This window comes from Pseudomonas sp. LBUM1661 (assembly GCF_059695925.1).
Map to the genome: position 1 here is coordinate 6,134,857 of NZ_CP166794.1, position 12,853 is coordinate 6,147,709.

Consider the following 12,853-nt stretch of genomic DNA (forward strand, 5'->3'; position numbering starts at 1 on the left):
GATCACTGCCGTACCACTCGTAAGTCGGGGGAGCGCTTCGCTGTGCGTATTCCGGCGTGGCTACCTGTGACGATCACCGGGGCAAGACCAAAGAGAATTGGGGTCAGGTCAACTGAAGACACGTTCAAGTCCGACGCAATACCTTGAAGCGATTTCCCTGCATCCCGAGCGAAGCTGAGGACCTTTTGGAGCACCTGGGAGCTTTCCCTCGGAGAGGGGTCAATCTCTGATGTCCGGGCTCCCATCGCCGAAAACTCGATACATAGGTCCCGGTAAACCCATTCGGTAAGTATCCCGACCTTGTGCAATCTATAGGTCAAAGCCATCGCCGAGACGTTCCAAAACTTTTTCGCCTTGAGAACGTCAGCAGTGGTTCTACACCCGTGTGCATAGGCCAGAATGCTGTCTCGCGGCATGAGCAGAGCCGAGGCAAAAGCGTTCGCTTCAGCTTCCACTTCTTTGCCTTTGTTCTCCCCATGACGATGAAGGACTAGATGCCCCAGCTCATGGGCAGCATCAAACCTACTCGCCTCACTCGACTTCTGTGTATTTAGAAACATGAACGGAGTAGTACCCCGGCGCCAGCACGAAAAAGCATTTACCTGATTGGTTTCCTCAGCGAGTGAGAAAACCCTCACGCCCCTCGACTCCAGTAAGTGGACAAGGTTTTTTATCGGCGCTTGGCCCAACAGCCATTCAGTCCTGACCACCATTGCAGCAGCTTCGGGATCCATACCCGAACAATCAGGGATGTCAGCAGATGGCAGATTGAATTTCTGATCGATCCAGTCTGCCAGCAGATAAGCAATCCCCCCGGCAGCAAGAGCAGCATCTCGCTGCCCTGCGGTCATCCGGGAAAATGACCGGAAACTGGCGTTTTCATCAGTAGGGGCATCAATGTCCCGGCCTAAGAAAAAGTTGACCGGGAATTTCAGGGCGCGAGACAGCAACCCCAAGCTCTCGGCTGTCGGATCCTGAGCGCCGGTCTCATACAGGGTAATGAGCTTACTACTGAGGCCAGCATGTTCAGCGAGCAATTTCTTGGTAAAGCTCCGGCGTTGCCTCGCGAGGATTAGCCGGTTGGGATTGAAATCGCTCAATTCGTTCATGATCTCGGTGTCACGGGGATATCTATATCGGGGCCAGGGGTTGGACCTTGGATAACATTAGGCTCGTCCAGTTGCAGCGGCGGCATAATAAAACGAGGAGCCCAATCGTCAACTTTTTCGTTCTCGCCCATGTTGATCGGACGTGAAAGCTCAAAGTGCACAGTGCGATTGGGGACATCGACGTGGAATAACAAGATCCATAAGGTCTGCTGCGAAGCCTCTCCGGGTGAAAAGCGTTGCAACTCCTCACGTGACACAGGGAAAAGATCCTGCTGTCGTGCGTTGTAATAGACACTATTGGTGGTCTGGCTGCCTCGCTTATTGCGAGTCAGGGGTGTCCGATGGGGATTACCAGTATTCTCATCACCACAAATCACAGTGATGGCATGCTTCCCATCTGGAGAGACCACACGAGGCTGGTTACGAGGATCGTCTGCTGTCCAGCCCTTCGGAATCAACACTGCTCGGAGAGCACGGATACCGTGAATCCAAGCGAGTGTGCCTCCTGAACCCTTTGGGTGAAGTGGTCCTGCGCTTACGAAAGAACGGTAGCAATCCATGACCGTCGCCCGGAGGTCACTCTCAGAAATGCCAAACAGTTCTTCAATTGCTTGCTCTGGTGCTTGGTGCTGAAAAGCAAAATCTTCGCTGCGCATGAGGGAGTGCCTCTGGGGATTTCCGATTATTCTACATCAGATGATGTTGAAAAAAAGGAAATTACCGAAGCTTGGGTGTGCAAGGGGATTCTTCCCAACGGAAGGTCTCGTGACAACTCCGGGAGCCTAACCCGGCTTTGCCGGAAAATACCCAGGGGGGCTCGTGCGCTATGGTTGTTGAGCCAATGCCCGGTAAACGGTTGCACGATGAACCTGAAACAAACCTGCGATCTGGCTGACAGCCTGTCCTTGGCTCAGCAATTGTCTAGCGTGAGCGATCTGGTCTGGTGTGAGTGACGGTTTGGGCCCGAAGCGAACACCCCTTGCCTTCGCCGCAGCGCGCCCAACGCTCGTCCGCTCATTGATCAATGCACGCTCGAAATCTGCAATTCCTGCAAACACGGTCAAGACCATTCGGCCCGCAGGTGTAGTGGTATCAGCCCATGGCTCTGCCAATGAACGCAGCCCTGCTCCAAGCGTCTTTATTCGCTCCGCGATCTGCAACAAGTCTCCAGTTGATCTAGCAAGCCGGTCCAAACGAGTCACGACGACCACGTCGCCAAGGCGTAAGTGATCGAGTAAGCGATTGAGTTGAGGGCGATCCCGATTAGCCCCACTCAATTTCTCTTCGAAAATGCGCTGACATCCAAGCGACGAAAGCCGGTCAAGTTGTTGCTCAAGACTTTGTCCGAGAGTTGAAACACGCGCATAGCCGATTAAGTGTTGTTCAGTCATAGCAATCCTTGTCGTAAGTTATGTCGCAAGTATAGCATAATTTGCGACAGACTTATGCGACATGTCAACACCCTGATTATAAGCAATGATGTTTGTGTCGCACGACTTAGAAGTTATGCGACATCAAGTAATTGGACGCTAAAACCAAATGGCGTCGAATAGACACACGTGCATTAGTCGCGTGCAAACAAATCATCAACGGGATCGACCTCATCGTAGGTTCGACCAGACCAAGTTATGCTCTGATCTCTATGATGCTCATAATCCGGCTCGTATTCTCCGCCATAGAAGAAATCTTGAATATGTTTCTCTATATCTACAGAATCAACGACGTTGTCTACCACTCCTGATAAATCATTAACACCTAACTCATCTGCTTGCCGCTCGATTAGCTCTCTGAAATTTCTATGCGCCTGAGTTTCTGAGCCGCACTCATTAAACACAACCGATTCTGGGAACTCATTTTCAAAAGTGCCGATTAAATGGTCGGCTACTGTCTCATCATAAAGCTCAATAAGATCTTGATGCTCGGAGGGTTCCAAATGACCAACCATTTCCCCTATGGGTAAAAGCTCCTCATATGAAGGATTGCCTGCGCAAGCCTTCTCAAAGAAGCTAACAAGCCGGTCCATGTTGACAAGGTTGTTTTCTACAGCCCACAACACAACCTTGGCCGAAGCCAAATACGAACCTTTGCAATCAGAGCCTAAGATAAACTCTATCGCTTCTAAGAGGCTTCCATCTAAAACACTAAAAGGCGCGCCAAATTCGGTCCTCATTACACATAGTTGCGCAATAAATTCTGCACTAGAGCCAAAAAACCTGAATTCGTGTGCGCACCTAAAAACATGACCAGCAATGTCCGCCGCAACCTTCGCAGTAATAATTTTATTATCTGCCATATCCCTTAGCGTCTTCAAAGAAGACAGGGTTTGCAAGCTACCGAAACAAGTCCTCAAGGCAGGCGCGTTAGCTGAATATCGTTTGAATATGAAATCACCTAGCGACGGATTAAACAAACGAAGGAAAGGCTGGGTATCGTTAATCATGAACCGGGTCAGCATTGAGCCTGCAAGGTGGCGTAGATTTAATAGAAAATCTTTCTTCCCTGTTAAACTGCCTATACCTGGAGCGCTTAGATAGCGCACAAATGCTTCAGCAAGATCATGCTCCGAAATTAAACGTCCATTCATAGCCACCAAGAACACTAGTGCACGACCACAGTCATCCAACTGAGCCTGGAATGGATGCTCCCAAACCTTTGCTGGATTATTCAACAGATCACTGGCATGAGCCCAATAGCTCTCAGCAGTAACGCCCTCTAAACGCTGAGCATCGGTGATAAAACGAATTAATCGAGGATTAAAATTCGAATGATCAATTATTTTACGATACCGCTTTTGCTCATACAGCTGTTCAACATATTCACCATCCAAGCCAGAATGCCAGATATGGTTATATAAGATGCGAGCCTTATCTAAGCTCGTCATTGACTCAAGAGTGATTTCAAACTCGTTTCGGTTAACATTTTCGTTTTCGAACACGTCGTTCAGAATTTTACCTTGATTCAAGATTGTGGTCCTAGAAGTCAAGATGAAACGTTTTTTTGGGTCCTTAACGATACGCTTAATAAAGCTTACTATCTGTGCACCCTCGTGCCCAGAAAGAGCCTCAAGATAGTTCCGCCCCAAAAAATCATCAAAATAAAATATCTGATTTAACTCCGAATCAAAAACACTTTCAGCTTCCTTTATATCATGAGATATGGAGGCAAGAGAGAATCCTTCGGAAACATAGTATAAGATCAACTGCCCCGCCAGCGTTGTTTTCCCGATACCTGCCGGACCAGTAATAATCACAACATTCATAGACTCCAATTTTTCGAGTGCCGCCTCGTGATTTATCGTCGGCACATATAACTTTGAGTCTGCCAATATCTCACTGTATGTAAATTCGCTTCGATCGTGAATAGGCTTGTCAAAAAAATATCGTAAAACATTTGCACTAGCTATCCAAAGCTTATAATGACGCCTTTCCACCTCAGGATGTTGCGCCAATATATCATTGAGATCTTCCCGCCCTAAGATATCACTTGGCGTCAAAACAAAAGGTGTCAGCTTCTGCATCAAAATGCTTTTATCGTGTCGTGATAATGAATGTGACACGGCTAAAATATAACGCGTAGGGGATAGCTTTTGGACCTTAGGCCTTTCAACATCATCAACGTACTTTACAAGTTTTTCCAGAGGCGTCGAAATCCAGTGTTTACACTGGAGGATCCACTCGTCGCCATCTGACTTAAAGTAGCGGCCATCCACCCCAGCATCACGCCCTGGCTTAAACCGTTCAAAGCGGACTCCCTCCCGCGCGCTGAGCAGATCGGTGCAAAATACTTCAAATTCCTTATCATTCAGCCGCGAAAAATCGTACTCGTTCACAGAAGCCCCACTACCCTGTTTAGTCACATCCCGACGATGGAAACTTTCAGTGAGTATAACCAGTTACAGGGAAGCGCTTTGAAGCTAATCGAACCCGCGACAGGTCACAACAGGCGTATACATTCGCCTAGTGCCATCAGTAGGGCTAATGACCGGTCGGATTGACTCAGTAAGAAGAGGACCGTGGCATACGCCCCGAAAGAGTCCAGGGAATGGGAGTAGGTTGCTTCGCCAGGAGCAAGGTTGCTAACCATCCAAGTCACACCGAATAGGAGACGGCATGGCTTTCATTCATGTTCAGAATCCAAACTCCCTACAGGCGGAATAGGCTTATCGAGCTGCTTGAGAATGCTCTCGGTGGCACGCAGATTAGGAAGCCCCTCCCGCGAGCCCACATGAGTATCGATGCTACTCATCTGAGCACCAAATCTTGCCCGTATGTTGTAAGCAATTTGCTGCCACCTGAGCAACCATTTCGCTTCCCGATCCTTGTAGGCTTGTAACTCCCTCTCAAGCTGTGCAACCCGAAGCACCAGCTCACCAGCATCCCGCACCGCGTTCTTTTGCTTGGAAGCCAGACCGCCCGCAAGGGACGCCTTGGCAGCATCAAACGCGACCTTGATTTCTAGACGAGCATTCAATGCTTGGCGCGTAAACCCAAACTGGTCTTCCAGCGTCTTCCATCGCAGGCCAGAACCCAACTCACCTAAAGCCCAGCGGTCCAGCTCCTTTACGATAGCTTTGACATCCCCCGAGTCCATCCTCTTGGCAAATTTGCTCATGGCTGCGCTCCAAGTGCTTTCGCTTTGATCGCTTCAGCGTCCATTTGAAAATCACCCAGCATGGAGGTGAGGGTCTCGATTTTCTTCTGTGAATGGGCCATCCATTGGTGGCTCTCGCCCTGCCTACTAGATTGGGACTTGGTAACCGCATTCTCGTACTGAACTACCTCGACCTCGAAAGCGCGCACTACGCCTGCTTTCTTACCGTCGTTGTCCTTCTCCCAGGAGAAATCCGAACATTTAGCATGGCATTCGAGATGGTTTGGGCAAGGCGATTGGGAGAGGTTACGCGTACACATGCCGGTCCCAAGTTCATGGACTCCGGTAATCTTAGCCTTGAGATAAGCCTCTTTGTATTCCACCGGGAGCTGGATGTAGTTATCTGCAACCACCCCACCAATTTTGCCTTCCCGAATTTTCTCTTGATAAATCAATGCTCTTTTTTCACGCGACGTGTGCTGGTAAGCCTTTGTATCATTTGCATACTTCCGACCAAACCACTTTGTTTGGACGTAATCACTCATACCACCGTCATTCAGGAGAGTATTAATGGTGTGCCTAAAGTCGTGACTTGAGAAGTCTGGCTTGACATTGCCACCGCCGTACTCGGAAGTAAGCGGTTCAAGATGGTCTCGAATGAATGTCGTGAACATTGAGTGAGTTACTGGCGCGACCACACACACAGAGACGCCTCCGGAGGACATACCCGCGTATCGCACAAAGAACAAATCTTCTTGGTGATAGATCTGACCGCTTGTAGCGATCCGGACAGGATCATTCAATCGTGAATCAAACATGCTCTGGCAATACGAAATCAAGCCCTGCTTGGTGGTGAAGCGCGATGGTTTAGCTGGACGTATGCCTTGAACTGTCAGCTTGTCTGGATCTGGAAACGTGAGGCCATTCGTTGTAAGCCATCCTGCTGGGCGCAAAACGTTGAAGCTAAACCCCAAGGCTTCTAGGTCTGCAATGTAGAATCGGTGTTCTTCAGCATAAGGCTCGATCCAACGTAAATCAGGACCACCGACAATACGCATCTCCTGTGCTGTGGACCTAGCCGCCTGAGTAATATCCGTTAGCTCAGTGATTACGTCCTCAATAATCGAAACGGCATCCGTAGGAAGCCATGCCTTGTCAATGGGATGAGCGTTATCACCTTTGCTTGTTTTCATCAGAAAATAGCGTAGGTATCTCCTACCTTCATAGTCAGTCCCGACCTCCTGAAGCGGCAATGTCGCAATTTCGCTGAAACGCCTTCCAATGCACGCCAACAACACGAGCATCAGGATGTACATCCGGTACTTGTGGTTACTCGGAACATTTTGGTATAGCAAGCCAATCAGCTCAAAAACCGAAAGGTCAACTATCCGATCCCCGGTTGTGTGTTCAAGGTTCTCAGGGGCATCCAATCGCTTGTGTGCTACACCACCAGCGTTAGCGGGTCGCTTCAACCCTGAGTATTTGTACTCGAACCTAACATTGCAAAGCTGATTCGCATCGCAATGGGCTGCGAACTCGTTTATTGCTTTATGTAGATTGTAAGCAGTTGACTCTTTGTAATGAGTTGATATCAACCTGCAAGCGGCGTCTAAGTCTTCGGGCATAAGTCTGGAAAGCGGACGTTCTCCCCCGACACAATGACTGATGTAACTTATTGCTGCTACGAACGTTTGATGGTTTGGCAGCTTCTGGTTCGCCCTATGAGCGCGAAGACAAAAAAGCGTCTTCGCAACTGTTGCCCAATCGTTTTTAAGATCTTGCCCCCCTATATTGGGGGCGTGCTTAAAATAAATACTAGGCGTCCCTGATCGTTTGGCTGATATGATCGTCAGCGGGCCAGCTGTGATCATCCAGCTTGGATCTTCCCAAACTACTTTTTCAAAGCCCAGCATCCCTAACATCATTGCTTTATCTGTCAGCTTGCTCAAGTTTACCGCACGATCCACTTCAAGCTTGCTTAAAAAAGCGGCCACTTTCGCCATTATGCAGCCCCTACTTTAACTTCTTTGCATTTCTCGACAACTTGAGCCACAGCGAAGATGATCTCGTCAAGTTGACCTGCTATTCGTTTATCCGCTGACCTGAATTTTTCCTCGCGTTCATTTATCAGATGCAGCAAAACGGCTTCATGATCGGCGTCAAGGTAAGCTTGAAATTTAGGACATTTGTAACAGGAGTAAGGAGGATGCAAGGCGCAGAGTGAATGTTTACCACACACGCCCAAATCAATATCTGGAGCGTCCTCAATATAAACGAACGGAATATGCTTACCTACGTCCTCTTCATTTACGGCTTTCTGCCCAGGCGCGATGAAATCACCTTTGAAGAAACGGAGCATTTGCGCGTACGGTCCAATTAACGCTTTGTCGAGTAACTCAACGATATTGCCAGCCAGATCAAAATAAACCTGCACATGTTGAAGATCGGTATGGTCAAGGATTTGGGCAAGCTGCCGTTGAGTTGCGCCATCCTTAACCAGATTTGTTGCCAAGGTATAACGAAGACGCCTCGGACTGAGATGCAGCAACATATCTGTTAGGGGAGAGACAATACTATGTTTGGAAACGAAGCCCTGGAGAAGCGTAGCAAAATATCCTGATTCATAATTGAAAAAAGCGTCACGGTGGCCTGAAACAGCAGCCGCTGTGTTAACGTAGATATTAAAAAACAGGGGCCTATCAAACTTATCGGGATCGACGCCCATCCAATTGCTCGGCTCAAGGGTACGATTAACAACAATTAGATCTTGGATATAGGGCGCAAATTCATTAGGGATCTGTACTTCCACAAAATCATCACGCGGATTCAGGAGCTGTTTTTTAATTCTGGGATATCTTATTACCCAGCACGGTTCATCTAATCCAGGAGCGACGTTGATCAGGTCGCTTTCTCGCAACCAGGACAGGTTTGCCGGATTTCTACCGTGAGCAATGAACAGCGCCAATGCGGCCCGCTGCTGATATTCCGTGACATCGGTACAGATAGTGGTGTGCAGAGCATTGTAAAGGGGCTGCAATTCATATACACGATGCAGAGGCCCAGCATCCACGTCCTCGTTCTTAACGGCTTCGCCCTTAGGTCCTCCAGGTATTTTGAGGGCTTCCAACACGCAGGCATATTCGCCGCTGAAACCCAGCTCACTCAGGTACTGACACCCCCAGAGATACCACGCTTTCACACGAGAGACTTGGTAGAGCTTATGGTCACGTCTCGTGGTCGCTATCATTTTCTCAACATAGTTAATCAATTCAAGCTCAAAATTGACAATCACTGCACGATTGAATTCCGGATTGACTAACAAAAGAAACCGCCAACAATCGGTCCAAACGCTATACGCATATCCCGCAGATGTAGTTTTTATCACATGTATGCAGTAACGCATCAACGCGTACCGAAACCTTAAGTTTTGTATTCGATCAAACTTGCAGGTTGCGAACCTGCCACTGGTAGAGGGCAAGTGCCATTGCAGCCCACTCGTGTTAACTACATGACCTTCTCTACTTATAACTGACTTGGGAATAGGCTCCCACAGTTCAGCCTCATCAGGCTGTTGTCTAAACGCTTGATTCATTACTTGAATACCCTATGAAACTTTCCATTAGTGTATCATGGTATTTAGACTGAACGGCAGTAGCTTGGCGAATAATTTCTCCGCTGATATACACTTCCTGAGAACGCACACTACTATCACCCCTTAGGTACGCCAAAACTTGTTTACGCTCATCTTCAGGAACGCCACGCTCAGCCATTTCGCGCTCGGTTCTACTTGAGTACGTATGCCGAAGGGATTTAGGAGTTAGGTTTGACGGCAATGCGTGTTTAAACTTCTCACGAATGATCTGAAAATAGTTGGATACGCTGTTTCCATGCAACGGATCGCCTTCGTCTGAGACGATCAAATAGTTATGATCCTTCCCAAACCTTTCCATAACGTTTTCGCGATGAATCTCAATGTATTCTTCAATCAGCCGTATGAGAGTAGGCGTTTGCATTATCATGTCGCGGCCGTTCCGCTTGACCCTAGGCTGAGGGCTTCGCATATCATTCGGATCCGCAACACGCCTTAAAACACGCAGAGCCGTGACGCCCCCGAACTCGATATCATCCACCCTAAGAGTTAGAACTTCCGCTGGCCTAAGACCAAAGGTCAGCATAATCATCACAATAATGAAGTTCCTAAACCTTACATGCTCGTTTAACCCATATGCTTCCGGATTTCTAAAATCCACGCACCAAACGAGAGCCGTTACTTGATGATCACGCAGCCCTTTAGTAATGGACCTGTTCTGAGGAGGATTATTGATCTCTTGGTCACTGAGAACTTTATCGACATGCTCTTTGTGTGCCTGAATTCTAAGAAGCGCGGGATCCCCGGACGCCAACGAACCAATCTTGAGTCGAAAACACCAACCCATGAACTGCCGCACGGTGATCAACCGCAACTTATATGTCAGGGGAGAAACAGCGAGTTTCTTACCCTGACTTATAGAGACCACCCCGGCCTGCACGGCGGGGACCTTCACCGCTATGCGCAGGCGCTCACAAAGACTTCCCGCTAATTCAGCCTCGGCAAACATGCGCTCACCGGACACGCAGGCAGCAAAATCAATGCGAAGCGAGTCCAGCCATGCACAGAGGATCGACAACTCCCTAAGATTTCTTGTGAGTGTATTAGGGCTTAAACCTCGTCGTTGCATGACCCACTCATTTGGAAGCGGAATCGGCAGGCCGTCATCGTCAAGGAGGATCGGCAGGTTCTGCCCGGAAGGATGTCGTACCATTTTCACATCCATGAACACACCCATCCTTTACGTTTCGTTATGTAGACTTTTATCTTTACACTCTTATCTTGTGTAGTCAAATTCTTCGCAGCTTTACACATGGCAAAAAAAAGCCCTCTTAGCTTTACAGCGCAGAGAGCTTCGTTTTAATCACGTAAGTCAAGGATTACAAGGCACTTCCAGCCACCCATCCATCCAACAACCTTTACGTTTTGATCTTATGTAGGTTAGAAAGGGATATCGTCATCAAAGCTGTCGAAATCCGGAGCCGGCTGCGGAGCGGCCTGCTGTGGCGCTGGAGCCTGACGCGACTGCTGCGGTGCCGACTGCTGCGGACGCGGCGCCTGTTGGCGTGGGGCTGGAGCGGACTGCTGATAGTTGTTGCCCCCGCCTTGTTGGTCGCCCTGCTGTGGACGGCCGCCTAGCAGTTGCATGGTGCCTTGCATGTCGACCACGATTTCAGTGGTGTAACGCTTGATACCGTCTTTTTCCCACTCGCGGGTCTGCAGCTTGCCTTCGATGTACACCTGCGAACCCTTACGCAGGTATTCGCCAGCGATCTCGGCAACCTTGCCGAACATCGATACACGGTGCCATTCGGTCTTCTCGACCTTCTGACCGGTTTGCTTGTCAGTCCACTGTTCGCTGGTCGCCAGACTCAGGTTGGTCACGGCGTTGCCATTAGGCAGGTAGCGAACTTCAGGATCCTGGCCGCAAGTGCCGACCAATATGACTTTGTTAACCCCACGGGCCATAACGTTCTCCTAGGCTACGCACGCTGCCTCGGCCGGGTTGTTCACCAGGCGCTCAAGGGTCGTGCGATCCAATAGTTCGGTGTCCAATTTGATGTAAATCGCCGCTTCATCCTCGACGATCACTGCATCTGTTACCCCTACGACTGCCTTCAGGCGCTCAACCAGACCCGCTTCACGGATCGCCTCAGGCGACAACGGCAAGCGCAGGCTTGTGACGTAGGGAGGTTCGCGCATGGTAACAGCAAAGGCCAACCAGAGGGCAGCCAGACCGGCGCATCCGAGGAACACAACCGACAGACCGCCATGCTGGAACATCCAGCCGCCGAGGATCCCGCCCAGCGCCGAACCGAGGAACTGACTGGTGGAGTAAACCCCCATCGCCGTGCCTTTACCGCCAGCGGGTGAAACCTTGCTGATCAGTGACGGCAACGAGGCTTCCAGCAGATTGAACGCGGTGAAGAACACCACCGTACCAATCACCAGAGCCCGCAAGCTGTCGCCGAACTGCCAGAAGAATAGCTCAGTGAGCATCAGCGTCACGACGGCGCCGAGCAAAACTCGTTTCATTTTGCGTCGCTTCTCGCCATAGATAATGAACGGGATCATCGCGAAGAACGAAATCAGCAGCGCGGTCAGGTACACCCACCAGTGCTGCTCTTTGGGCAGCCCGGCTTTTTCGACCAGGGCCAGGGGCAATGCAACGAAGCTCGACATCAACATCGCGTGCAACACAAAAATGCCCAGGTCCAGGCGCAGCAGGTCCGGGTGCTTGAGCGTCGGCATCAGCGCCTGACGCGCGACACCGGATTCGCGATGCTGTAACGGACCGGTTGCGCGCGGCACCATGAACATCACGATCACGATCCCGAACAGCGCCATGCCACCCGTGGCCAGGAACAAACCAGACAAGCCGAAGGCGCGCGTCAGCAACGGTCCTACAACCATGGCGACCGCGAACGACAGACCAATCGTCATGCCGATCATGGCCATGGCTTTGGTCCGATGCTGTTCCCGGGTCAGGTCTGACAGCAACGCCATCACTGCCGCGGAAATCGCTCCGGCACCCTGCAAGATTCGTCCGGCGATCACGCCCCAGATCGAATCGGCATTGGCGGCCAGCAGACTACCGAGGGCGAAGACGATCAATCCCAGGTAAATCACCGGACGGCGACCGATGCGGTCGGAAATGAAACCGAAAGGAATCTGAAAAATCGCCTGGGTCAGGCCGTAAGCGCCAATCGCCAGCCCGATCAGGGCCGGGGTCGCTCCCGCCAGGTCCATCCCATAGGTCGCCAGTACCGGCAACACCATGAACATGCCAAGCATACGGAAGGCGAACACCAGGGCCAGACCGCTTGCTGCGCGCGTCTCACTGCCACTCATGCGTTCGCTGTGGGGATCGTGCATGGAAAAACCTCATGTGAACCGGCGGCGATTCTACCAGTCCCATCGATTGACGGGGTATATCGCGACGCTTTGACGCGCTCCGCTGACAGACTCTTCATGTAAGACACAAATCCGCTCGTTTGATAGTGTGCATCCATCCAGTATTTGGCCGTATACTCCTACGTTTTCGACGCCCGCCAAGCGAGGCCAC

The 12,853-nt window shown here is 50.3% G+C and carries 10 protein-coding genes; all 10 read right to left on the reverse strand.

The window, feature by feature from the left end; genetic code table 11:
• Nucleotides 1-2: 2 nt before the first annotated feature.
• The 10 genes from ACA057_RS28205 to ACA057_RS28250 all read right to left on the reverse strand — a co-directional run bounded on the left by ACA057_RS28205 (nucleotide 3) and on the right by ACA057_RS28250 (nucleotide 12,663).
• Entirely contained in the window at nucleotides 3-1,109 is a 1,107-nt protein-coding gene (locus tag ACA057_RS28205) for a helix-turn-helix domain-containing protein (RefSeq protein ID WP_497344099.1), read from the reverse strand.
• The gene (locus ACA057_RS28210) at nucleotides 1,106-1,765 is read right to left on the reverse strand and encodes a hypothetical protein (RefSeq protein ID WP_497344101.1); all 660 of its coding nucleotides are present in this window, start codon (nucleotides 1,763-1,765) and stop codon (nucleotides 1,106-1,108) included. The genes ACA057_RS28205 and ACA057_RS28210 overlap by 4 nt, the downstream gene beginning before the upstream one ends.
• Before the next feature lie 168 nt (nucleotides 1,766-1,933).
• Nucleotides 1,934-2,500, reverse strand: a complete 567-nt coding sequence (locus ACA057_RS28215; RefSeq protein WP_497344103.1) for a recombinase family protein — start codon at nucleotides 2,498-2,500, stop codon at nucleotides 1,934-1,936.
• 173 nt (nucleotides 2,501-2,673) lie between these two features.
• Nucleotides 2,674-4,938: an nSTAND3 domain-containing NTPase gene (locus tag ACA057_RS28220; protein ID WP_497344105.1), complete on the reverse strand. Its 2,265-nt coding sequence runs from the start codon at nucleotides 4,936-4,938 to the stop codon at nucleotides 2,674-2,676.
• A 287-nt stretch (nucleotides 4,939-5,225) separates the two neighbouring features.
• The gene (locus ACA057_RS28225) at nucleotides 5,226-5,720 is read right to left on the reverse strand and encodes a protein kinase (RefSeq protein WP_497344107.1); all 495 of its coding nucleotides are present in this window, start codon (nucleotides 5,718-5,720) and stop codon (nucleotides 5,226-5,228) included.
• A complete protein-coding gene (locus ACA057_RS28230; protein ID WP_497344109.1) occupies nucleotides 5,717-7,702 on the reverse strand; it encodes an integrase in 1,986 nt (661 codons plus the stop codon). The genes ACA057_RS28225 and ACA057_RS28230 overlap by 4 nt, the downstream gene beginning before the upstream one ends.
• Complete coding sequence (locus tag ACA057_RS28235; protein WP_497344111.1) at nucleotides 7,702-9,102, reverse strand: tyrosine-type recombinase/integrase; 1,401 nt, start codon at nucleotides 9,100-9,102, stop codon at nucleotides 7,702-7,704. The genes ACA057_RS28230 and ACA057_RS28235 overlap by 1 nt, the downstream gene beginning before the upstream one ends.
• Nucleotides 9,103-9,274: 172 nt before the next feature.
• On the reverse strand, nucleotides 9,275-10,513 hold the full coding sequence (locus tag ACA057_RS28240; protein ID WP_497344113.1) for a tyrosine-type recombinase/integrase: 1,239 nt from the start codon (nucleotides 10,511-10,513) through the stop codon (nucleotides 9,275-9,277).
• 215 nt (nucleotides 10,514-10,728) lie between these two features.
• Nucleotides 10,729-11,256: a single-stranded DNA-binding protein gene (locus ACA057_RS28245; RefSeq protein ID WP_016969466.1), complete on the reverse strand. Its 528-nt coding sequence runs from the start codon at nucleotides 11,254-11,256 to the stop codon at nucleotides 10,729-10,731.
• A 9-nt stretch (nucleotides 11,257-11,265) separates the two neighbouring features.
• Nucleotides 11,266-12,663: an MFS transporter gene (locus tag ACA057_RS28250; protein ID WP_497344115.1), complete on the reverse strand. Its 1,398-nt coding sequence runs from the start codon at nucleotides 12,661-12,663 to the stop codon at nucleotides 11,266-11,268.
• Nucleotides 12,664-12,853: the final 190 nt, after the last annotated feature.